This is a genomic window from Glycomyces buryatensis, from assembly GCF_004912275.1.
Lineage (GTDB): Bacteria > Actinomycetota > Actinomycetes > Mycobacteriales > Micromonosporaceae > Glycomyces > Glycomyces buryatensis.
Genome location: NZ_STGY01000083.1, coordinates 184,496 through 205,479, shown reverse-complemented (window position 1 = coordinate 205,479; position 20,984 = coordinate 184,496). Strand labels below are relative to the sequence as shown.

Genomic DNA, 20,984 nt, shown 5'->3' with positions numbered 1-20,984 from the left:
TGAGGGCGTTGCGCACTCAGGCGATGCGGCCGTAGGCCTGGAGCGTCGTGAGCCTCATGCGGGTGAGGTAGCCGCCCCATTCGTGGGCCACGACCGGAGTCCACATCTCGAAGTTCGGCGCCCAACCGCCGTCTTCGCCCTGGGCGGTGATGAGCGCGTCGAGATGAAGGTTGATCTCGGCACCGGTGAAGAGGCTGCGGCCCAGGGAATCCGGGCTTGGGGCGAGGTCGAGCGGGGAGTGGACATGGCCCGGCGCGTCCGGGTCGAGCGCCGCTGTGGCTCGGAGCGATGCCTTCAGCCGCTTGAACTCGGACTCGGCTCGCTCCCGTTCGGGGGTGCGTTCGAGGAACGCCAGGACGCACATTGTGTCATAGGAACCGATCTCGTCGAGCGCGGCGATTCCCCGCCAGCAGAACTCGCCGGCGGCCTCGACCCAAGGATGCTCGACGCCGTGGGCCTGTATCAGCCCGACGATCGGCGCGGTCGGGTTCAGCGCCGCCGGAGGCCGCTCGCCCTGCGGCTGCCACCAGGGGCCGCGCTGGTCGTGGACGACGCTTGGCAGCACCCACGGCACACCGCCCTCCGGGGTGGCATTCGCCTGAAGCCAATCGCAGGCGCGCAACACGGTCGACTCGTCGAAGACGCCGGCTTCGTCGAGTGCCCAGAAAGCCATTTCGATGCCCTGGGGCTGGCTGCCCGCGCCACGCAGATCCGGTTCGATGGCGCTGCCGAAGCCGCCGTCGGGGTTCTGGTAGGCGCGCACGGCCTCCAGCACCGGGTCGGCCGCGGCGTCATGGAAGCGGGAGGCGAAGCGGAGCCGGTCGATGAGCCTGGCATTGAGGGCAATGTACCGTTCGGCGGCCTCGAACGCGTCCCTGGTCAGCGATGTCATGGATAAACCCCTTCGGTCGGTCCCTGCGCGGGCCTTCGACCGTACCGGCGGGGTCCGACATGCTCAGGATTCGGCGGCGGCGCGTTGGAAGGCGTCCAGGACCGCGCGGTTGAACAGGACGAAGCGGATGTCCGTCACCGACGTGTCCGCCTCGCGGACCGTGTCGATCGCGATGCGGGCCGCCGACTCCGCCGGCCAGCCATAGACACCGGCCGAAATGGCCGGGAAGGCGATCGAATCCGCGCCGAGAGTGTCGGCTACCTGGAGCGACTCCCGGTAGCACGAGGCCAGGAGCGCCGACCGGTCCTCCTCCGTGGAATACACCGGCCCGACCGTGTGGATTACCCAGCGCGCCTTCAGGTTCCCCGCGGTCGTCGCGACCGCCTGGCCCGTCGGCAGGCCCTGCACGTATTGGGAATCGCGCAGCTCCCGGCACTCGGCCAAGATCTGCGGCCCGCCCGCCCGGTGGATCGCGCCGTCCACCCCGCCGCCGCCCATCAGCGACGAATTCGCGGCGTTGACGATCGCGTCGGCGCGCTGCTCGGTGATGTCCCCGCTTTGAATCGTGATCGGCATACCCCGCATTGAAACATGTGGTCACGGCTCGGGTTCGACCGTGGCTGTTTTGCAACCTAGAACCCTGCGGGGCAGTAACGTTCGAGGTCAGAGGGGAATTCAACCCCGACCCAATCGCCAAGTCCGTCCCCCGAGGCTTGACGATGCCACATGAAGCCATGTATAACCAAATGAATCAAGATGAAACGGGGGTGAAACAACATGTTCGCAGAAGAGCGACAGCAGCTGATCGCCGAACGTGCCCGCACCGATGGACGCGTGGACGTCAGCGCTCTGGCCGTCGACTTCGACGTCACCACCGAGACCATTCGCCGCGATCTGACCGCCCTCGAACACCAGGGCGTGGTCAAGAAGGTCCACGGCGGCGCCATCCCTCTCGAGCGCCTCGGATTCGAACCCACCGTCGCCGCCCGCGACACCGTCCAGACCGACGCCAAAGAGCGCATCGCCCACGCCGCCCTCGCCGAAGTCCCCGAAGAGGGCGCGATCCTGCTCGACTCGGGCACCACCACCGCCCGCATCGCCGAAGCACTCCCGGCTGACCGCGAACTCACCGTCGTCACCAACTCCGTCTCCATCGCCACCCTCCTCACCGCCAAGCCCCGCCTCACCGTCCTCATCGTCGGCGGCAAGGTTCGCGGCCGCACGATGGCCGCCGTCGACGACTGGGCGCTGCGCGCCCTGGCCGACACCTATGTGGACGTGGCCTTCATCGGTGCCAACGGGATCTCCGTCGAACGCGGCCTGACCACTCCGGACACCGGCGAAGCCGCCGTCAAGCGCGCCATGATCGGCGCCTCCCGCAAGACCGTCGTAGTGGCCGACCACACCAAGGTCGGCAACGACTGCCTCGCCCGCTTCGGCACGCTCGACCAGGTCGACACGTTCATCACCGACTCCAGTCTCGACGCGGACCTCGTCGCCGAGTTGGAGGCCGCCGACCTGAAAGTGGTGCGCGCATGATCGTCACCGTCACCGCCAATCCGAGCCTGGACCGGACCATCGAGGTCGACCGGCTGCGGCGCGGCGAGGTACAGCGCGCCCAGAACGCCCGCGTCGACGCCGGAGGCAAGGGCGTCAACGTCTCCCGTGCCCTGGTCGCCAATGGACGCGCCACCCGCGCGGTGCTGTCCGCGGGCGGCCATGCCGGGATCGAGCTCATCGCACTGCTCGATGCGGCCCGCGTCCCCGTCACCGAGGTTCCGGTGGCCGGGGGCGTGCGCTCCAACCTGACCCTGGCGGAAGCGGACGGCACCGTCACCAAGCTCAACGAGGCCGGGCCGGTGCTCGATGCGGCCGAGGCCGCCGCGCTCCTGGACGCCGCCGCCCGCTCCGGCGCCGATTGGATCGCCGGCTGCGGCTCGCTGCCGCCCGGAGTCGGCACCGGCTTCTACGCCACCTTGGTCGACCGCGCCCACGCCGCCGGGGCGAAGTCGGTCGTCGACTCCTCCGGGCCCGCCTTCGAGGCCTGCCTCGCGGCCGGTCCCGACCTGGTCAAACCCAACCTCGAAGAACTCGCCGAGGCCGCCCGGATGCCGATCGCCACGCTCGGCGACGCGGTCAAGGCCGCCGAGGCACTGCGCGACGCCGGAGCCGGAGCCGTGCTGGCCAGCCTTGGCGCCGACGGCGCGATCCTGGTGGAAGCGGGCGGAGTCTGGCACGCGAAGGCGCCCCTGGCGCGCCCCGTCGCCAGCACCGTCGGCGCCGGAGACGCCGCCCTGGCCGGATTCCTCGCCGCCGGAGGGCAGGGCCCGAACGCGCTCGCGGCCGCAGTCGCCTGGGGGACCGCCGCCGTCGCCCTGCCCGGCTCCATCATGCCCGCGCCCCACGACATCGACCTCGACGCCGTCGAGACCACCGCCGCCCCGGCCGCGAGCCGGATCCTCAGCTGAGACACGAAGGAGACACCATATGTCGTCCGAAGACACCGTCGATCTCATCAGTGCCGCACTGATCGACCTCGACCTCACCGGGGCCGACCGCCACGAGGCCACCGCCAAACTGGCGCGCCTCCTGGCCGACGCGGGGCGCGTCACCGACGTCGACGGCTTCCTCGCCGACGTCCGCGCCCGCGAAGAGCAGATGCCCACCGGCATCGAGGGCGGCATCGGCATTCCGCACGCCCGCAGCGCCCACGTCACCGCCCCCAGCCTGGCCTTCGGCCGGGCCACCAAGGAGGGCATCGACTTCGGCGCCGCCGACGGTCCCGCCGACCTGGTCTTCCTCATCGCTGCCCCCGAAGGCGGCGGCAGCGAGCACATGACCATCCTCGCCAAACTCGCCCGCAAACTCGTCCACCAGTCGTTCAAGGACTCGCTGCGCGGCGCGCCCGACGCCGCCGCCGTGTCCATCCTCATCACCGAGGCCCTACGGCCGTAAGCAGAGAAGAAGGTGCTCGAACAATGAAGCTCGTAGCAGTCACCTCGTGCCCCACGGGGATCGCCCACACGTACATGGCCGCAGAGGCCCTCGAACAGGCCGCCATCGCGGCCGGGCACGAAATCCACGTCGAGACCCAGGGCGCCGCCGGCGCCGAAGCGCTCAACCCGGTGGACATCGCCGAGGCCGACGCGGTCATCTTCGCCGCCGACGTCGACGTGCGCGACAAGGAGCGCTTCGCCGGCAAGCCCACCGTCTCCGGCCCCGTCAAGCGGGGCATCAACAACGCCGCCGCCATGGTCGAAGAGGCCGTGGCCATGGCCGAAGCCGCACCCGCCCCCAAGATCGCGGCGAGTGTCGCCCCGATGACGGCGGCCGCGCCGAGACTCGGCCCCGGCGCGAAACTGCGCCTGTGGCTGATGACCGGTGTGTCCTACATGCTGCCGTTCGTCGCGGCCGGCGGTATTCTCATCGCGCTCGCCTTCGTCATCGGGGGCGCAGAGGTCAACCAAAAGGTCTATGGCGGCGAGTTCGAAGGCGTCACCTACGAGGCCATCGCCAATCCGACCGACATCCTCACGCAGGCCGGGATCGCCGGGGTCTTGATGTACCTCGGTGCGACCGCCTTCGGCATGCTGGTGCCGATCCTGGCCGGTTACATCGCCTTCGGCATGGCCGACCGCATGGGTATCGCGCCCGGCGTCGTCGGTGGCCTGGTGGCCGTCGCCATCGGCGCGGGCTTCCTCGGCGGCCTGGTCGCCGGTCTGCTCGCCGGTGCGGTCGTCATGGCGCTCAAGCTCATCAAGCCGGGCCAGGCATTGCAGGGCATCATGCGGATCGTGGTGATCCCGTTGGTGGGCGTGTTCGTCGTCGGGTTCATCATGCTCGTAGTCGTGGGCAAGCCGATCGCGGCGGCCCAGGACGGCATGACCGACTGGCTCGCCGGGCTCTCCGGCGCGAACGCGATCCTGCTCGGCCTGCTGCTCGGCGCCATGATGGGCTTCGACCTCGGCGGCCCTGTCAACAAGGTCGCCTACCTGTTCGGCGTCGGCGCCCTCGCCAGCGGCGACCTGACCATCATGGCCGCCGTCATGGCTGCCGGCATGGTCCCGCCGCTGGGTATGGCGCTCGCAAGCGTCGTGCGTCCCAAGCGGTTCACGCCGGGAGAACGGCAGGCCGGCAAGGCCGCCTGGCTGCTGGGCGCCTCGTTCATCACCGAAGGCGCGATCCCGTTCGCGGCGGCCGACCCGCTACGCGTCATCCCGTCGACCGTGATCGGCGGCGCCGTTGCCGGCGCGGTCTCCATGGCTTTCGAAGCGACGCTCCGGGCCCCGCACGGCGGCATCTGGGTCATCGGACTCATCGGCAATTGGGGCGGATTCCTCGTGGCTCTGCTCGCCGGGACGGCCGCGACCTGCATCGCCGTGCTCGCGCTCAAGTCCGTCGCCCGCTCCGAGGCCGCCGCCGAGGCCGACGAGCACGTGCTCGCCATCTGATCCGCAATGGAAGGAACCGCAATGTCCGAACGTCGCGTAGTAGTCGGCTCCAAAGTGGGCCTCCACGCCCGCCCGGCCGCCCTGTTCGCGCAGGCCGCCGCCAGGCAGCCGGTGAAGGTCACCGTCGCGAAGGAGGGCACCGAGCCGGTCGACGCCGCCTCGCTGCTGATGATCCTCACCCTGGACGCCAAGGGCGGCGACGAGGTCATCCTCACCGCCGAGGGGGAAGGCGCCGAGGAAGCCCTCGACGCCCTCGAAGCCGAGCTGAAGACCGACCACGACGCCTAGGAGCGATGACATGGCCGTCGAAATCCACGGCATCGGAGTGAGCCCGGGCGCCGCGTACGCGCCGGTAGCCAGGCTCGCCCCGACGCCCGCCCCGCCCGCCGACACCGGGCCCGAGGCCGACCCGGCCGCCGCACTGGAGACGGCCCAGGCCGCCCTCGAAGCGGTCGCCGCCGACCTCGACGCCCGCGCGGCGGCGGCCACCGGGCCGTCCGCCGACGTCCTGTTCGCACAGTCCATGATGCCGCGCGATCCCGCGCTGGCCGCGCAGGTCGAAAAGGCTTTGGCCGGCGGCAAGTCGACGCCGCACGCGGTCATCGAGGCCTACGGGTTCTTCCGGGCCGCACTGGAGGCCGTCGGCGGCTACATGGCCGAACGCGCCGCCGACCTGGACGACCTGCGGGACCGCACTGTCGCCGTGCTGCTCGGACAGCCCATGCCGGGCCTGCCCGACCCCGGCCACCCGTTCGTGCTGGTCGCGGCGGACCTGGCCCCGGCCGACACCGCCACGCTCGACCCGGAGCAGGTCGTCGCCGTGGTCACCGAGCAGGGCGGACCGACCAGCCACACCGCGATTCTGGCCAAGTCCATCGGCATTCCCGCCGTCGTCGCCTGCGCGGGTGCGACCGGATTGGCCGACGGCGTCAAGGTGCTGGTCGACGGCCGCACCGGCATGGTCACGATCGATCCGGGTCCCGGCTGGGTCGAGACCGCCCTGGAATTCGAGCGCCGCCGCGCCGAGGCGCTGGCCTCCAGCAGGGGACCCGGCCGCACCGCCGACGGGCACACCGTCCAACTGATGGTCAACCTCGGATCCCCGGCCGACCTGGACGCCGCGGCCGCGATCGACAGCGAGGGCGTGGGCCTGTTCCGCACCGAATTCCTGTTCCTCGACCGCGAGAACGCCCCGACCGTCGATGAGCAGACCGAGACGTACGGGCGGGTCTTCGCGGCCTTCGCCGGCCGCAAGGTCGTGGTGCGCACCCTGGACGCCGGGGCCGACAAGCCCCTCGCCTTCGTCGACCACGGCGACGAGCCCAATCCCGCGCTCGGCGTGCGCGGCATCCGGCTGGCCGACCACTCCGACGCGGGCCGGGCGCTGCTGGAGGACCAGCTCACCGCGATCAGCGCCGCCGCCGCGAAGCACGAGGCCGACGTCTGGGTCATGGCCCCGATGGTGTCCACGCCCGCCGAGGCCGCCGCCTTCGCCGCGGCCTGCCGCGCCCACGGGATCGCCAAGGCCGGCACCATGATCGAGGTCCCCGCCGCCGCGCTTCGTTCGGGACTCGTGTTGGACGGATGCGACTTCGCCAGCCTGGGTACGAACGACCTGGGCCAGTACACGATGGCTGCCGACCGCATGAACGGCGACCTGGCCGAACTGCTCGACCCGTGGCAGCCCGCGCTGCTGGAACTGGTGAGCCTGGCCGCCGAATCCGGCCGCGAACTGGACAAACCCGTCGGGGTGTGCGGGGAGGCCGCCAGCGACCCGCAGCTCGCCTGCGTCCTGGTCGGCCTGGGCGTCACCAGCCTGTCCATGTCGCCCGGCTCGGTCGCGGAGGTCCGCGCCGAACTCGCCACCCGCACCCTGGCCGAGTGCGCCGCCATGGCCGCCGCCGTGCTGCACGCGCCCGACGCGGTCACCGCCCGGCGCGTCGTGACCGAACTCTGAGGGAGCACGGCCCGCGAACCGCCTCGTTCCGGGAGTGGTTCGCGGGCCGTTTTACGTTGTGGTGCGGTCCTATCGGCGGTCGCGGCTGTGCTACCAGCGGTCGTGGACGTGGGGCCGGATCAGCTCGTCGTAGACCGCCCGCACCTCGGCGTGGACGTTCTCGGGCAGCGGCGCGAAACCGGCCGCGGCCGCGTTCCCATTGGCCTGCTTCGCGTTCCGGGCACCGGGGATCACCACCGTGCTGCCCTCTTGGTCCAGGATCCAACGCAACGCGAACTGCGCCAACGTCATGCCCTCCGGCACCAGCGGACGCAGCCGCTCCACCGCGGCCAGGCCCGTCTCGAAGTCGACGCCCGCGAAGGTCTCTCCGACATCGAACGCCTCCCCGTTCCGGTTGAAGTTCCGGTGGTCGTCCGCGTCGAACCGGGTCTGGGCGGTGTACTTGCCCGACAGCAACCCCGACGCCAGCGGCACCCGCGCGATGATCCCCACCCCGGCGGCCTTCGCCGCGGGCAGGACCGCTTCGATCGGCTTCTGCCGGAACGGGTTCAGGATGATCTGCACCGTCGCCACATGCGGCCGCGCGATCGCCGCGAGCGCCTGCTCGCAGGTCTCGACGCTGACTCCGTAGGCGCCGATGAGGCCCTCATCGACCATGTCGTCGAGGTCGTCGAACACGGCCTCGGACTCGAAGACGGGCGTCGGCGGGCAGTGCAGCTGCACCAGGTCGATCGTGTCGACGCCCAGGTTGGCGCGCGAATCGTCGTTCCAGGCCCGGAAGTTGTCCGGGTTGTAGTTCTCGGGAACCTGCTCGGCGCGCCGACCCATCTTGGTGGCCACGGTCAAGTGCGGGTGGCGCTTCGCCAGCGCCCCGACCAGCCGCTCGGAGCGGCCGTCGCCGTAGACGTCGGCGGTGTCGAAGAAGGTCACGCCCGCCTCCACCGCCGCTTCCAGGGCCGCGTCGGCGTCCGTCTCGCTGACCTCGCCCCAGGAGGCGCCGATCTGCCATGCGCCGAATCCGACGACGCCGATGGGGGTGGCGGTTCTGCCAAGTGCTCTCTGTTCCATGCGGCGAGCCTAAGACCAGGCGGATTTTTCTTGTAGGCCACCAGGTGGATTTGCGCGCAACGCCTCCCAAAGCACTTCATATAACCCATTTACAAAGTGGCCGGTCCGCCGTAGGCTTCCATTATGAAGTCGACCTCACGCGATATCCGCCTCCGCAACTGTTTCTCGGTGCTCAGGCACCTCATCGCGGACGCCCCGACATCGCGGCAGCTGCTCGCCCGTGAGACCGATCTCAGCGTCGCCACCGTCTCGAATCTCGTGACCGACCTGATCGAGCTCGGCGTCGTGGTGGAGGTCGGGCGCGAGGATTCCGGCGGCGGCAGGCCCCGGGCGCTGCTCTCGCCGAACGTCGGCGGCGGCGTCCTGATCGGTGTCGACGTGGCCGAGACGTACGTGCACCTGGAGGTCTACGACCTCGCCATGACCGTCATCGAACGCGTCGAGGAGCGCATGGAGCCCTCCGAGAACAGCCCCGACCAGGTCATCGGCCACATCGCGGCCGGCATGGACGTGGTCCGCGAGCACCTGGGGGAGCGGCCGATCCTCGGCCTCGGGGTGAGCCTGCCCGGCCAGGTCGACGTCACCTGGGGCGTGTCGGGCTTCGCCCCGAACTGGAACTGGCACGACGTGCCCTTCCGGGACCTCCTCGGCGAACGCCTGCGCCTGGACGTGCCGATCTACCTGGACAACCCGCTCAAGACCGTCACGGTCGGCGAGTTGTGGTTCGGCGACGGCCGGGGCGTCGACCGCCTCGCCGTCCTCGTCCTGGGCACCGGCGTCGGCGCCGGACTCGCCTTCGGCGGCCAGCTCTACCGGGGCGCGACGAACTCGGCGGGGGAGTGGGGCCACACCACCATCAACCCCGGCGGGCCGCAATGCCGCTGCGGTGCGAAGGGATGCATCGAGGCCTACGTCGGCGCCCCCGCGATCCTGTGGCAGTGGGGCCAGCTCGACGAACGGGCCGACTCGGGCAGCCAGACCGAGGCCATGGCCACCCTCGCCGCCGCCTGGAGGGCGGGGGAGCCCACGGCGCTGCGCACGGTCGAGACCGTCTCGGATTACCTGGCCGCGGGCGTCGCCAACCTGGTGAACCTGGTCAATCCGGACCTGGTGGTGCTCAACGGCTGGGTCACCGGCGTACTGGGCGACGCGCTCATACCCGAGCTCGAACGCCGGCTCCCGCAGCAGGCCATGGCCGCGCCGCTGGGCGCACTGCGGCTACTGCGCAACCGCCAGGAACGGAACATGGTGAGCCTCGGCGCGGCCGCGCTGGCCCTGGAGGGCCACCTCAACCTGATCAATACGGTCGGTTCCCGCAACCGGAAGTAGCCTGCGTCCTAGACTCATTGATGAGACTGCGGCGGCCCCTCCGCCAGTAGCGGAGGGGCCGCCTTTGTCGTGCCATGTCCGGATTCGGGATCACAAAGACGACCGCTCTCAACAAGTTCGAACACAAATCGTTACCCGAACACTTAAATCAACCCATTGACAAAGGGCCCGTGCCCTCGCAAGACTGGAAGTCGAATCGGCGGCTGTCGATTTTCCGCAGCGGCGTCGTTCGAGATCCGGGGTCGCAGCGGCACCCTTCCGACCTCTCAACGTAGCGAGGAGCAAGCCATGGTGGCTTCAGGCAACAACCCATATGAGAAAGCGCTCGCAGGACTGGCGATGAACCGCCGCCGCATGCTGGCCCTCGGCGGGCTCACCGCCGGCGCCGGCGCGCTGTCCGCCTGCGGCGGCGACACCGGTCGCGGCGACGGCGACGGCGATGGAATCACGCTCTACCAGTGGTACCACGAGTACGGCGAGGCCGGAACCCAGGAAGCGGTGAAGAAGTACGCCGAGGCGTACGAAGACGCCACCGTCGTCATCAACTGGGTGCCCGGCGAGTACGAGACCGTGCTGTCCTCCGGCCTGCTCGCCGACAAGCCCGGCGACTACCCGGACGTGTTCGAGGGCCACCTCAACCGCTCCATGGTCGACTCCGGCCAGGTCGTCCCGCTCGACGACATCCTGGAGGACGTCAAGGACGACTACACCACCGACGACCTGGCGCGCAACACGATCGACGGCAAGGTCTACGGCATCCGCATGATCGACGACCCGCAGTTCCTCTACTACCGCCCGTCCCTGTTCGACGCGGCCGGCGTGGGCGTCCCCGAGACCTTCGACGACCTGATCGCCGCCGCGGCCGAGCTGACCACCGGCGACGTCAAGGGCATCTTCCTCGGCAACGACGACTCGGCCACCAAGATGTTCCAGTCGATCGTCTTCGGCGCGGGGCAGACCCTGCTCACCGACGACAACCAGATCGGCTTCGACGCCGACACCGTGCTCGCGGGGGCCCTCAAGGTCAAGGAGCTGCACGACTCGAGCTCCCTCCTGGTCGGCGCCCCGACCGAGGCCTGGGACCCGTCCTCGTTCATCCAGGAGCTGTGTGCGATCCAGTGGTGCGGCCTGTGGGCCCTGCCCGCGATCCAGGAGGCGCACGGCGACGACGTCGCCATCATGCCGGTCCCCGGCTTCAACGGCGGCAACCCCACGGTTTTCAACGGCGGCTGGGACACGTTCGTCAACGCCAATTCGGAGCACGTGGACGAGGCCAAGGCCTTCGCGAAGTGGCTGTGGATCGACAACGAGGAGTACATCCTCGACTGGAACCTCTCCTACGGCTTCCACATTCCGCCGCGGCTGTCCATGCGCGCCAACGCCGAGGCGCTCGCCGACGGGCCGGCCGCCGAGGCCGTGCGGATCTCCGAGGAGTACGGCTGGGCCGAGAACCCCAACTGGACTCCCACGATGGAGACCGCCGTGGACGACATGATGACCCGCATCGTCCTCGAAGGCGCCGACCCCGAGTCCGAGTTCGAGGCGGCCCAGGGCACCATCCAGACCGAGCTCGACTCGATCTTCGGTTAGCGACGGAGGAATCGTGGCCGTCTCAACCGAGACCGCCCCGGCCGATCGGGCGGGCACCGGGGAGCGCACTTCCCGGGCCCGCCGCGCGGGCCGCTGGCGGACCACCCTGACCTTCTGGTACTTCGTCGGACCTTTCGTCGCCGGGCTGCTGGTCTTCACCTACATCCCGGTCATCTGGAGCGCCTACCTCTCCTTCTTCGAGGCCCGCAATACCGTCTCGCCGGCGTCCGAGGACTTCGTCGGCCTGGACAACTACGTCGCGATGCTCCGCGACGACGCGTTCATCGACAGCCTGGGGACCTTCACCGTCTTCGCGGCCTTCATCGTCCCGCTGACCTTCGCCTCCTCGCTCGCCTTGGCGCTCATGCTCAACAAGGTGCGGCTGGCCCGGTCGTTCTTCCGGTCGGTGTTCTTCCTGCCCTTCGCGTGCTCCTACGTGGTCGCGTCGCTGGTATGGAAGATGTCGATCTTCAACGGCGTCCGCTACGGCATGGCGAACTCGATCCTCGACCTGTTCGGCATCGAGGACATCGCCTGGCTGTTCGACCCCAGCCCGCCCTGGTACTGGCTGGTCATCGTCACCCTCAGGCTCTGGATCCAGTGCGGCTTCTACATGATCCTGTTCATCGCCGCGCTCCAGCAGATCCCCGAGCACCTCTACGAGGCCGCCTACGTCGACGGGGCCAAGCCCGGCTGGCAGACCTTCTGGCACATCACGCTGCCGCAGCTGCGGGCCACGTCCGTCGCCGTCCTCATGCTCATCCTCATCGCCGCCTACCAGGCCTTCGACGAGTTCTACAACCTCATCGGCAATCAGGCCTACGCCAGACCGCCGCTGATGTACCTGTACAACACCGCCCTGGGCACCGTCCAAGACCTCGGCAAGGGCTCGGCCGGGGCGCTCATCCTGGCGCTCCTCATCGCCCTGGTGACGGTCCTCCAGGGCAAGTTCCTCGGCTTCGGCAGATCGGAAGGGCAGTAGCGCCATGACCATCGTCAAGGAAGGACGCCGTCCCGTCGGCTACCGGCCCGGAGCGGGATCCAAGGCGTCCAGGGCGGTCAACTTCGCCGTCCTGTGCGCCCTGTCCATCCTGTTCCTCATCCCGTTCTACCTGATCGTGCGCAACGCGCTCGCCAGCGACGCCGAGATCACCGCGCCCGGCTGGATGTGGTTCCCGCCCGAGCTGCACTGGGAGAACTTCCAGACCCTGTTCGACAATCCGGCGGTGCCGATGGCGCGCAGCCTCCTCAACTCCGCGATCATCGCGATCGCGACCACCGTCGGCACGCTGTTCCTGTGCTCCACAGCCGGATACGGCCTCGCCCGCATCCCCTACAAGCACGTGAACAAGGTCTTCTACGCGATCCTGGCGACCCTCATGATCCCCAGCGCGATCACCTTCCTGCCCAGCTTCGTGATGGTCTCCAGCCTCGGCTGGGTCTCCGACTACCGGGGCCTGATCATCCCGACCCTGTTCAACGCCTTCGTGGCCTTCCTGTGCCGCCAGTACTTCCTGTCCTTCCCAAAGGAACTCGAAGAGGCCGCCCGCGTCGACGGACTCAGCTACTGGGGCGCCTACTGGCGCATCGTCGTACCCAACTCCAAGGGCTTCATGGCCGCGATCGCCGTCATCACCTTCGTCGGCTCCTGGAACGCGTTCCTGTGGCCGCTGGTCATCGGCCGCGACCCCGAGTCCTGGACGGTCCAGGTGGCCCTGTCGACGTTCATGACCGCACAGACGGTCAGCCTGAACCAGCTCTTCCTGGCCGCCGCCGTGGCGATCCTCCCGCTGGTGTTCGTCTTCCTGTTCCTCCAGCGGTTCCTCGTCCAAGGCGTCGCCCAGACCGGACTGAAGGGTTGACCTGCACCATCCACAATTGATAGTGCGAGCGTCCGCTAGTCTGAACCGGGTTCAAATCGAATCGCGGGACCGCCCGCCCGGCAGTTCCGCGGCCAGTCCCCCTCCCGTCTTAAAAAGGAAAGAATTCTTATGCCCCAAGCTAAAACGCGCAGCCCCTTCGGCGTGTGGATCCTGTCCATCATCACCTGTGGCATCTACGGGATGGTGTGGATGTACAAGGTGACCGAGGAAGTTCGCTCGATCAACCCGCAGAACCCGGAGAACCGCACGGGAGCCAACGTCATCCTTTCGCTGTTCTTCGGCGTGTTCACGCTCTACATCTGGCCGATCATCAACTGGTTCAAGTTCTGCGGTTCGGTCAAGGCCGAGCAGCAGGCCGTCGGCCTCCAGCCGATGTTCAGCACCGGTCTGGCCACCTTCCTGGCCCTCATCGGCTTCAGCTCGATCTACGTGCAGTCGCAGCAGAACCAGGTCGTCATCGCGATCCAGCAGCGGATGCAGCAGCCGCAGCAGCAGTTCCAGGGCGGCGGCTACCAGCAGCAGCCCGGCTACTAAACCGAACTGAGTCGGGCACGGCACAGTGCCTCGTACGCCGGGTCCGCGCAGGCTAATCTTGCCTGCGTGGACCTGACCGAATTTGTGCCCGTCGTGCCCGACTTCCCCGAACCCGGCGTCGGCTTCCGAGACATCACGCCGCTCCTGGCCTCGCCGGAGGCGTTCCGCACCTCGATCGACGCGCTCGAATCGGCCTGCGACGCCCACCCGTACGACTCCATCGCCGCCTTCGACGCCCGCGGCTTCCTGTGGGCCGCGCCCCTGGCCGACCGCACCGCCAAGCCCCTCATCCCGATCCGCAAGGCCGGCAAGCTGCCCCGCCGCGCCGCGGTCGAGAACTACCGGGGCGAATACGCCGAAGTCCGCGTCGAAATGCACGCCGACGCCGTCGCCCCCGGCGACCGCGTCCTGCTCGTGGACGACGTCATCGCCACCGGCGAATCCATGGCCGCCGGCATCCGACTCGTCGAAGGCCTCGGCGGCACCGTCGCCGCCTGCGCGGCACTGCTCGAGATCGGCGTCCTCTCCGGCCGCGACCGCCTCGACGGATACCCGGTCATCTCCCTGCTCGGCAAGCTCTAGCCGCGAGCACGAGCGACACCCAAAACGAAACGGGAGGGCCCTCGGCCCTCCCGTCTGCTTTTTCGGCCCGCTAGCCGAGGAGCTTCTTCAGGTTCTCCGGGTCCGACAGCGCCGAGCCCATGCCGATCGCCGACACCCCGGCCGCCAGGTAGCGGTCGACCTCGTCGGGGCCGATGCCGCCGGTGGCGACGAACCGCACGTCGGGGAACGGCCCGGACATCGCCTTGAACCAGTCCGCGCCGAGCGACGAGGCCGGGAACACCTTCACCCACTTGCAGCCCAGCTCCACCGCACGCTGGAGTTCCGAGGCCGTGGCCACGCCCGGCAGATGCGGCATCCCCGCCGCGTGCGAGGCCTCCAGGACGGCCGCGTTCAGGCCCGGCGCGATCGTGTAGGCGGCACCGGCGGCCGCGGCGCGGGCGACATGCCCGGTCGAGACGACCGTGCCGGCCCCGACGGGGTGCCCGTACTCGGCCCCGGCCTCCACGGCCGCCGCCAGGGCGGCCTCCTGGCCCGGCTGCCCGATCGGGACCTCGACCAGGTCGATTCCGGCCTTCCACATGGCCTTCGAGAGCCCGACGGTCTCGTCGGCGGGCAGGCCCCGCCAGATCGCCATGACGCGCTGGCCCTTGAAGAGGCCGTCGAAGTACTCGGCTTGGTTCATGATCGCTGCTCCAGGATGGATCGGACGGTCTGCGGACTGGGAGGGGCGGCGAGGTCGCCGGTGGTCTGGAGGGCGCCGGCGGCCAGCAGGTGGCCCAGGCGCATGCAGGCCTCTTCGGAGGCGTGTTGCAAGCGGCCGTAGAGGAATCCGGCGGCGAAGGCGTCCCCGGCGCCGACGGGTTCGACGATGTCGACCGGTTCGGCGGCGCTGAAGTGGATGCTGGAGCCCGAGTACAGGGTGACGCCGTTGCCGCCGTCCTTGACCACCAGGTAAGGGGGGTCGGGGAGGACTTCTCGGACGTCGTCGGGGGTCTTGCAGCCCCACAGGGTCTCGGCCTCGTCCAGTCCGACGAATACGAGGCCGGCGGCGTTCGCGAGCTCGGACAGGATCGGCGCGGCGGTCTCGACCGGCCACAGCGCCGGGCGATAGTTGACGTCGAAGCTGACCAGGGGCGAGTCGTCGGCGTGGCCGGCGAGGAGTTCGCGCACGAGCGCGTGGCACTCGGGGGACAGGGCCGCGGTGATGCCGGAGAGGTGGAGGATCCGCGGGGACGGCTCGCCGTCGAGGTGGCCGGGCCGCATGGTGGAGGCGGCCGATCCCTTGCGGTAGTAGTGGACGGTGGTGCCCTGCGGGTCGGGGTCCTTGAAGTAGACGCCGGTGGGGTGGTCGGGGTCCGGGACGACGCCCTCACAGTCCACTCCGGCCTCGCGTAGGACGTCGAGGATGCGGTGGCCGAAGGGGTCGTCGCCGACCTTGCCGCGCCAGGCGGCGTCGGCGCCGAGCAGGGCGAGGCTGATCGCGACGTTGGACTCGGCCCCGGCCACTCCGAGGGTCGTCTCGCGTGCGTGACGCAACGAACCGACCGGGGAGGGGGCGAGCACGACCATCGACTCACCCAGGCACAACACGTCCATTCATGGCTCCTGACTCTCGGGCGGGCATCGCCTGCGATGCCGGAGGGTGGGGCTTCGGGTGTGTCTGAAAGGGGTTTCCAGACTACCGGTCCGACCTGGACCCGGACCATCCGCGTCGGCCCCGTCCAAAGCGTGGGCAGGACGTCCGGACGGTCCCCTTCCTACCAATTCATGTATTGACAGTGTTCGAACTTATCGATAATCTCCACGCGTTCGAACATGAAAGACCTTGCTCTGGGGTTGACGGGGCGGACCGCCTTGGTCCGCCCCGTTTTCGCGACGAAGGGACCGAAACCGTCCAGTACGCTCCTCGGCGTTTGGGTTAGCACCCCGACCTGTGGCAAAATGGCTCGTCTGCCGCGAACCCGTAGGAGCCTCGTTGCCACCCAGCGATCTGCACGCCACCTTCCTCCCCGACCACGCCGCGCCCTCCGACGGGCGGCTGTTGTTCTATGGTGGCGATCGTCCTGAGGCGGCCGCGGCCGAACTCGGACTTCCGCCGGGCGACCTGGTCGAGGCGGAGCTCTATCTCGACGGTGAGCTGAGGCTGGTCGAGGGTGTCGCGCTCCCGGTCCGTCCCGTGGTCGCCAACCTGACGCGGATCGCCTCGCGCCCCGACATCACCGAGTCCGTGGCGGTGTGGGCACGCATTGCCAACGCCGTGGACGACGACAAGTTCGACGACCTCGACCGGATCACCGCGGAGCTGCCCGCCGAGGGCCACTCGGCGGTCCACTCCGAGGACCACGTGTGGACCAAGCAGGCCGCCGTGGGCGCCTTCGTGGAGTCCTTCACCGAACTCCTGCGCTCGGACTCCGGACTCAACCTGCGCCTCATCACCGCCCAGCACACCGACCCCGGCGACGTCCGCGTCAATGCCGACCTGCGCCGCTACCAGTCCCACGGCATCGCCTGGCTCGAAGCGGCGGCCGAGGGCGGGGCCGGCGTCATCCTCGCCGACGACATGGGTCTCGGTAAGACCCTCCAGTCGATCGGGCTGCTGGTCCGCCGCACGGGCGCGCGCCCGCAGCCGTCGCTCGACCCGCAACCCGAACCGGACGGGGTCTCGCTCCGGCAGTTCGCACCACACCTCGTGGTCTGTCCGACCTCGCTGGTCGGCAACTGGCAGCGAGAGGTCGGCCGTTTCGCCCCGCAGCTGCGCGTGCACCTCCACCACGGGCCGCAGCGCGCCAAGCACGCCGGTCCCCTGATGGAGGCCGACATCGTCGTCACCTCGTACTCGATCGCGCTGCGCGACATCAAACTGCTGCGTTCGATCAGCTTCGACACGGTCGTCATCGACGAGGCCCAGGCCATCAAGAACCACCGTTCCCGCACCGCCGGGGCCGTCCGCGACCTCACCGGCCGCGTCCGCGTCGCGCTGACCGGTACGCCCGTGGAGAACCACCTCGCCGAGCTGTGGTCGATCTCCGAGTTCGTCAACCCCGGCCTGCTGGGCACCCAGGCCGACTTCAAACGCCGCTTCGCCGACCCCATCGAGATCGGCCGCGACCCGGTCGCGGCCGCGCTCCTACGCGCCCGTATCGACCCGGTCGTCCTGCGCCGCTTGAAGGAAGAGGTCGCCGCCGACCTGCCCCCGAAGATCGAGGGCACCGTCGTCTGCACCATGACGGACGAGCAGGCCGGGCTCTACAAGGAGGCCATCAGCGAGGCCTTCGACGAGGGCCTGGGCGACGGCATCACCCGCCGCGGCCGCGTCCTCAAGCTCCTCACCAAGCTCAAGCAGATCTGCAACCACCCCGCCCAGGCCGTGGGGGTCGGCGACGGGGGACTGGCCGAGCGCTCCGGCAAGCTCGACCGCGTCACCGAGATGCTCGGCGAGGTCGTGGACGAGGGGGCCAAGGCCCTCGTGTTCACCCAGTACCGGCAGATGGGCGAGCTGCTCTCCAAGCACCTGGCCGCCGAGACCGGCACGGCCGCCCCGTTCCTGCACGGCGGGCTCGACCAGCACGCCCGCGACAACCTCGTGGACGACTTCCAGACCATCGAGGGACCGGCGATCCTGTTGATCTCCCTTCGCGCCGGCGGCACCGGCCTCAACCTGACCGGCGCCAGCCACGTCGTCCACTACGACCGGTGGTGGAACCCGGCCGTCGAGGACCAGGCCACCGACCGGGCCCACCGCATCGGCCAGACTCAGACCGTCCACGTCCACAAGCTCGTCACCGCCGGCACCCTGGAAGAGCGTGTGGACGAACTGCTCAACCGCAAACGGGCCATCGCGGACGCCGTCGTCGGCAACGGCGAGGACTGGCTCGGCGAACTCGACGACACCCAGCTGCGCAAGCTCATCGAGCTCGACGAAGACGGAGGCCACCTGTGAGCGACCCGTACGGCAAGACCTGGTGGGGACGCAAATGGTGGCGAGCTCTGGAGACCATCGGCCTGAACTACCCCGACCAGCGCATCGTCAAGGGCCGGGCCCTGGCCGGGCACAGCGCCGTCTCCGGGATGTCGATCGACCCCGGATCCGTCTCGGGCACCGTCGCCGACGCGAACGGGACCTTCGAGGCCGAGATCCGCATTCCCGTGTACGACAACACGACCTGGAACGCGGGAATGACGGCCCTGTCGCTGTCGCCCTCCTGTGTGGCCGGTCTGCTGGCCGGACGCCTGCCGAAACGCATTGACGAAGTGCTCTCCAGCGCCGGGATGCGCCTGCTGCCCAAGAAGTTCGCCGCCGAGCCGCACAACATCATCACGACCTCCTGCGGCTGCTCCGACACCCGCGAGGTGTGCGCCCACATCATGGCCCTGGCCCTGGTCAGCGCCGCCCGCATGGACGACGACCCGTGGCTGGTCCTGCTGCTGCGCGGCGGCCCGACGCGGGACCTGGCCGGGCGCCTGCGCGCCGCACGAGTCGCCACGATGGACGCCGCCCAGTCGGTCGTCTGAGCACCGACCGGCACTGGTCGGCTGACCACGTCTCGGATTATCCGAGTGAGACGCCCAGGCCGGTGCCGTTGGGGGTGACCCGGACCGACCGCATGTCCGCGATCCTCGGCAGGCCCTCGGCGGCCAAGCCGTTGTAGTCACCGACGACGACCGTGGCCGCCTTCGCGGCCCTGCCCGCGAGCAGACCGGCCTCGGCGTCCTCGAAGACCACCGCGTTCGCCGCGTCGAAACCGAGCGCCTCGGCCGCCATTCGATATCCCTGGGGATCGGGCTTGCCCCGGACGATGTCGTCGGCCGTGATGAGGACCTTCGGCAGCGGCAGTCCCGCGGCGGGCAGCCGCTTGACCGTCAGCGGCCGGGATGCCGACGTCACCACCGCCCACCGCTCGGGATCGAGCGACGCCAGCAGCGCGGCCGCGCCCGGGATCTCGGTGATGCCCTCGGTCCGGTCGATCTCCTCGCTCTCGATCCGGTCGGTCTCGGCCTGGATGTCCAGGCCCGGAGGCGCGAACTGGGCGACCACCTCGATCGTGGGCCGGCCGTGGGAGACGGCCACGATCTTCTCGGCGTCGATCCCATGGCGCGCGGCGAACCGCACCCAGGCGTCCTCGGCCGACTTGGTCGAATCGACCAGCGTCCCGTCCATGTCGAACAGCAAGACTTCGGCGGACAACGTCACATCAGCGCCCATGCGCACCTCCTCTATTCCGATCCGCAACGGTACCTGCCGAACGTGACCGGGAGGCTACGTTCTCTTCGCACGCAGGCGACTTCGGCGTGCAATGGACGGGCGCGACAACGGGGCGAATTGCGGTTGCCCGCAGTGCCGTGGGTGTCCTAACGTCGAAACCATGCCAGAACTCATCTCGCCCACCGCACGCCTCGCCCCGAGCTTCAGCGAGGCCGTCGACGAATTCATCGCCGAAGGGCGCGGCAGCGAGGACGACCACTCGCTCACCGGGCAGATGATCCGCGACTACGTCATCCCCGCCCGGGGCGGCGAATGGGTCGGCGAGTGGGTGGAGCGGTATCTGGCCGACGAGGCGCGCTGGCAGACCGAGCCGCCCGAGAACTTCGTCACCATGACGATGCTGTGGTGGGTCGACGGCGACGAGTACCTGGGCCGCATCTCGCTGCGCCACTATCTCAACGAGCACCTGCTCCAGATCGGCGGGCACATCGGCTACGACATCCGGCCCACCGCACGCCGCCGGGGACACGCGACCGCGATGCTGGCCGCCGCGCTGCCGCGCATCGCGGCATATGGCGTCGAGAAGGCCCTCATCACGTGCGACGCTGACAACGTCGGTTCGCGCAAGGCCATCGAACGCAACGGGGGAGTGCTCGAAGACCAGCGGGGCGACAAGCTCCGCTTCTGGGTGCCCACCGTCTAAGCGGCGGCGGGACCCGAATTCCTTTGGCAGGAGGAACCAGCACATGCTCAAACGGGTCGACTACGACACCACCCAGCACGCCGGATACGCCAGAGGCAGGGCGCTGCTGCCGGTCAGCCGCGCCAACTGGCTGCGGGCCTTCGCCCTCCAAGCGGGGGAGCGGCCGGTGCGGACCATCCTCGACATCGGCTCGGGGACCGGGCGGTTCACTCCGCTCCTCGCCGAGGGCTTCGCCGCCCCGGTGATCGGGGTCGAACCGTCCCGGCGGATGCGGGAGGTCGCCGAGGCCGAGTCCGCCCACCCGTCCGTCACCTACGTCAAGGGCTCGGCCGACGACCTGCCGCTCGCCGACGGCGTCGCCGACCTCGCCCTGATGTTTCTGGTCTGGCACCACGTACCGGACAAGCCCGCGGCGCTGGCCGAGATCGGGCGGGTCCTGGCGCCCGGCGCGCGCCTGCTCATGGCGACGACGCTGTCCGATCGGATCAAGGACCTGCTGATCTACGACTACTTCCCGCGCACGCGCGAGATCGACCGGGAGGTGTTCCCGAGCCTGGAGGAGACGACGGCCCTGTTCGCTGAGGCGGGGTTCGAGCTCGCCTCGCTCACCGAGGTCCACCACCGCTCCGCCGACAGCCTCGCGGACTACGTCGAGCGCCAGCAGATGCGGGCCCTGTCGGTCTACGAGCACCTGAGCGACGAGGAGTTCGAGGCCGGGCTCGCCGCGATGCAGGCCGATGCGGCCGCCGAGACCGTCCCCAGGCCGGTCGAGTCCGAGTGCGACCTGCTGGCCTTCACCCGACTCTGAAC

The 20,984-nt window shown here is 69.5% G+C and carries 22 protein-coding genes; 16 read left to right on the top strand and 6 right to left on the bottom strand.

Features of this window, described 5'->3' with window-relative positions:
• Positions 1-16 precede the first annotated feature (16 nt).
• Positions 17-892, bottom strand: coding sequence for a prenyltransferase/squalene oxidase repeat-containing protein (locus FAB82_RS25780; RefSeq protein ID WP_136537432.1), 876 nt, complete (start codon positions 890-892; stop codon positions 17-19).
• Positions 893-955: 63 nt separating this feature from the next.
• The gene (locus FAB82_RS25775) at positions 956-1,468 is read right to left on the bottom strand and encodes an O-acetyl-ADP-ribose deacetylase (protein WP_136537431.1); all 513 of its coding nucleotides are present in this window, start codon (positions 1,466-1,468) and stop codon (positions 956-958) included.
• A 201-nt stretch (positions 1,469-1,669) separates the two neighbouring features.
• Here FAB82_RS25775 and FAB82_RS25770 point away from each other — a divergent pair, with 201 nt between their 5' ends.
• The 6 genes from FAB82_RS25770 to ptsP are packed head-to-tail and all read left to right on the top strand — an operon-like array spanning position 1,670 to position 7,300.
• Entirely contained in the window at positions 1,670-2,431 is a 762-nt protein-coding gene (locus FAB82_RS25770; RefSeq protein ID WP_136537430.1) for a DeoR/GlpR family DNA-binding transcription regulator, read from the top strand.
• The gene (locus tag FAB82_RS25765) at positions 2,428-3,360 is read left to right on the top strand and encodes a 1-phosphofructokinase family hexose kinase (protein WP_136537429.1); all 933 of its coding nucleotides are present in this window, start codon (positions 2,428-2,430) and stop codon (positions 3,358-3,360) included. The genes FAB82_RS25770 and FAB82_RS25765 overlap by 4 nt, the downstream gene beginning before the upstream one ends.
• 19 nt (positions 3,361-3,379) lie before the next feature.
• On the top strand, positions 3,380-3,847 hold the full coding sequence (locus FAB82_RS25760; RefSeq protein WP_136537428.1) for a PTS sugar transporter subunit IIA: 468 nt from the start codon (positions 3,380-3,382) through the stop codon (positions 3,845-3,847).
• A gap of 23 nt (positions 3,848-3,870) precedes the next feature.
• Positions 3,871-5,343, top strand: coding sequence for a PTS fructose transporter subunit IIC (locus tag FAB82_RS25755; protein ID WP_136537427.1), 1,473 nt, complete (start codon positions 3,871-3,873; stop codon positions 5,341-5,343).
• 21 nt (positions 5,344-5,364) lie between these two features.
• Entirely contained in the window at positions 5,365-5,631 is a 267-nt protein-coding gene (locus FAB82_RS25750) for an HPr family phosphocarrier protein (protein ID WP_136537426.1), read from the top strand.
• 10 nt (positions 5,632-5,641) lie between these two features.
• Positions 5,642-7,300 (top strand): phosphoenolpyruvate--protein phosphotransferase, encoded by a 1,659-nt coding sequence (gene ptsP, locus FAB82_RS25745; protein ID WP_136537425.1) that lies wholly within the window; start codon positions 5,642-5,644, stop codon positions 7,298-7,300.
• 90 nt (positions 7,301-7,390) lie between these two features.
• Here the strand turns inward: ptsP and FAB82_RS25740 are convergent, their stop codons facing one another.
• Positions 7,391-8,368, bottom strand: a complete 978-nt coding sequence (locus tag FAB82_RS25740; protein ID WP_136537424.1) for an aldo/keto reductase — start codon at positions 8,366-8,368, stop codon at positions 7,391-7,393.
• Between the two features lie 123 nt (positions 8,369-8,491).
• Here FAB82_RS25740 and FAB82_RS25735 point away from each other — a divergent pair, with 123 nt between their 5' ends.
• The 6 genes from FAB82_RS25735 (at position 8,492) to FAB82_RS25710 (ending at position 14,286) form a co-directional block, all read left to right on the top strand.
• Complete coding sequence (locus FAB82_RS25735; RefSeq protein ID WP_136537423.1) at positions 8,492-9,697, top strand: ROK family transcriptional regulator; 1,206 nt, start codon at positions 8,492-8,494, stop codon at positions 9,695-9,697.
• Positions 9,698-9,985: 288 nt separating this feature from the next.
• Complete coding sequence (locus FAB82_RS25730; protein ID WP_136537422.1) at positions 9,986-11,287, top strand: ABC transporter substrate-binding protein; 1,302 nt, start codon at positions 9,986-9,988, stop codon at positions 11,285-11,287.
• A gap of 13 nt (positions 11,288-11,300) precedes the next feature.
• Positions 11,301-12,269 carry a carbohydrate ABC transporter permease gene (locus FAB82_RS25725; protein ID WP_136537421.1) on the top strand — a complete coding sequence of 323 codons (969 nt, stop codon included), beginning with the start codon at positions 11,301-11,303 and terminating at the stop codon, positions 12,267-12,269.
• Between the two features lie 4 nt (positions 12,270-12,273).
• Positions 12,274-13,149: a carbohydrate ABC transporter permease gene (locus FAB82_RS25720; protein ID WP_136537420.1), complete on the top strand. Its 876-nt coding sequence runs from the start codon at positions 12,274-12,276 to the stop codon at positions 13,147-13,149.
• A 129-nt stretch (positions 13,150-13,278) separates the two neighbouring features.
• Positions 13,279-13,704, top strand: a complete 426-nt coding sequence (locus tag FAB82_RS25715; protein WP_136537419.1) for a DUF4234 domain-containing protein — start codon at positions 13,279-13,281, stop codon at positions 13,702-13,704.
• A 66-nt stretch (positions 13,705-13,770) separates the two neighbouring features.
• Positions 13,771-14,286 (top strand): adenine phosphoribosyltransferase, encoded by a 516-nt coding sequence (locus tag FAB82_RS25710; RefSeq protein WP_136537418.1) that lies wholly within the window; start codon positions 13,771-13,773, stop codon positions 14,284-14,286.
• Between the two features lie 70 nt (positions 14,287-14,356).
• Here FAB82_RS25710 and FAB82_RS25705 read toward each other — a convergent pair whose 3' ends face one another.
• Positions 14,357-14,950, bottom strand: coding sequence for a bifunctional 4-hydroxy-2-oxoglutarate aldolase/2-dehydro-3-deoxy-phosphogluconate aldolase (locus FAB82_RS25705; RefSeq protein ID WP_136537417.1), 594 nt, complete (start codon positions 14,948-14,950; stop codon positions 14,357-14,359).
• Positions 14,947-15,864, bottom strand: coding sequence for a sugar kinase (locus FAB82_RS25700; RefSeq protein WP_136537416.1), 918 nt, complete (start codon positions 15,862-15,864; stop codon positions 14,947-14,949). The genes FAB82_RS25705 and FAB82_RS25700 overlap by 4 nt, the downstream gene beginning before the upstream one ends.
• 379 nt (positions 15,865-16,243) lie before the next feature.
• Between FAB82_RS25700 and FAB82_RS25695 the strand changes: the two genes are divergently transcribed.
• Both FAB82_RS25695 and FAB82_RS25690 read left to right on the top strand, forming a co-directional pair.
• Positions 16,244-18,208, top strand: a complete 1,965-nt coding sequence (locus tag FAB82_RS25695; RefSeq protein ID WP_211116863.1) for a DEAD/DEAH box helicase — start codon at positions 16,244-16,246, stop codon at positions 18,206-18,208.
• Positions 18,205-18,780, top strand: coding sequence for an SWIM zinc finger family protein (locus FAB82_RS25690; protein ID WP_136537414.1), 576 nt, complete (start codon positions 18,205-18,207; stop codon positions 18,778-18,780). The genes FAB82_RS25695 and FAB82_RS25690 overlap by 4 nt, the downstream gene beginning before the upstream one ends.
• Positions 18,781-18,817: 37 nt before the next feature.
• On the opposite strand, the gene FAB82_RS25685 is transcribed toward FAB82_RS25690, so the two are convergent.
• Positions 18,818-19,471, bottom strand: coding sequence for an HAD-IA family hydrolase (locus tag FAB82_RS25685; RefSeq protein WP_136537413.1), 654 nt, complete (start codon positions 19,469-19,471; stop codon positions 18,818-18,820).
• A gap of 160 nt (positions 19,472-19,631) precedes the next feature.
• Here FAB82_RS25685 and FAB82_RS25680 point away from each other — a divergent pair, with 160 nt between their 5' ends.
• Entirely contained in the window at positions 19,632-20,174 is a 543-nt protein-coding gene (locus FAB82_RS25680) for a GNAT family N-acetyltransferase (RefSeq protein ID WP_136537412.1), read from the top strand.
• A gap of 43 nt (positions 20,175-20,217) precedes the next feature.
• Positions 20,218-20,982: a class I SAM-dependent methyltransferase gene (locus tag FAB82_RS25675; RefSeq protein WP_136537411.1), complete on the top strand. Its 765-nt coding sequence runs from the start codon at positions 20,218-20,220 to the stop codon at positions 20,980-20,982.
• Positions 20,983-20,984: the final 2 nt, after the last annotated feature.

Bases quoted from the DNA above. Each gene is read 5' to 3' on its own strand.
- FAB82_RS25720 (WP_136537420.1), top strand. From the start codon at position 12,274: ATGACCATCGTCAAGGAAGGACGCCGTCCCGTCGGCTACCGGCCCGGA.
- FAB82_RS25700 (WP_136537416.1), bottom strand. From the start codon at position 15,864: ATGGACGTGTTGTGCCTGGGTGAGTCGATGGTCGTGCTCGCCCCCTCC.
- FAB82_RS25685 (WP_136537413.1), bottom strand. From the start codon at position 19,471: ATGGGCGCTGATGTGACGTTGTCCGCCGAAGTCTTGCTGTTCGACATG.
- FAB82_RS25740 (WP_136537424.1), bottom strand. From the start codon at position 8,368: ATGGAACAGAGAGCACTTGGCAGAACCGCCACCCCCATCGGCGTCGTC.
- FAB82_RS25750 (WP_136537426.1), top strand. From the start codon at position 5,365: ATGTCCGAACGTCGCGTAGTAGTCGGCTCCAAAGTGGGCCTCCACGCC.
- FAB82_RS25755 (WP_136537427.1), top strand. From the start codon at position 3,871: ATGAAGCTCGTAGCAGTCACCTCGTGCCCCACGGGGATCGCCCACACG.
- FAB82_RS25775 (WP_136537431.1), bottom strand. From the start codon at position 1,468: ATGCCGATCACGATTCAAAGCGGGGACATCACCGAGCAGCGCGCCGAC.
- ptsP (WP_136537425.1), top strand. From the start codon at position 5,642: ATGGCCGTCGAAATCCACGGCATCGGAGTGAGCCCGGGCGCCGCGTAC.
- FAB82_RS25760 (WP_136537428.1), top strand. From the start codon at position 3,380: ATGTCGTCCGAAGACACCGTCGATCTCATCAGTGCCGCACTGATCGAC.
- FAB82_RS25680 (WP_136537412.1), top strand. From the start codon at position 19,632: ATGCCAGAACTCATCTCGCCCACCGCACGCCTCGCCCCGAGCTTCAGC.
- FAB82_RS25705 (WP_136537417.1), bottom strand. From the start codon at position 14,950: ATGAACCAAGCCGAGTACTTCGACGGCCTCTTCAAGGGCCAGCGCGTC.
- FAB82_RS25780 (WP_136537432.1), bottom strand. From the start codon at position 892: ATGACATCGCTGACCAGGGACGCGTTCGAGGCCGCCGAACGGTACATT.
- FAB82_RS25715 (WP_136537419.1), top strand. From the start codon at position 13,279: ATGCCCCAAGCTAAAACGCGCAGCCCCTTCGGCGTGTGGATCCTGTCC.
- FAB82_RS25675 (WP_136537411.1), top strand. From the start codon at position 20,218: ATGCTCAAACGGGTCGACTACGACACCACCCAGCACGCCGGATACGCC.
- FAB82_RS25770 (WP_136537430.1), top strand. From the start codon at position 1,670: ATGTTCGCAGAAGAGCGACAGCAGCTGATCGCCGAACGTGCCCGCACC.
- FAB82_RS25765 (WP_136537429.1), top strand. From the start codon at position 2,428: ATGATCGTCACCGTCACCGCCAATCCGAGCCTGGACCGGACCATCGAG.
- FAB82_RS25735 (WP_136537423.1), top strand. From the start codon at position 8,492: ATGAAGTCGACCTCACGCGATATCCGCCTCCGCAACTGTTTCTCGGTG.
- FAB82_RS25730 (WP_136537422.1), top strand. From the start codon at position 9,986: ATGGTGGCTTCAGGCAACAACCCATATGAGAAAGCGCTCGCAGGACTG.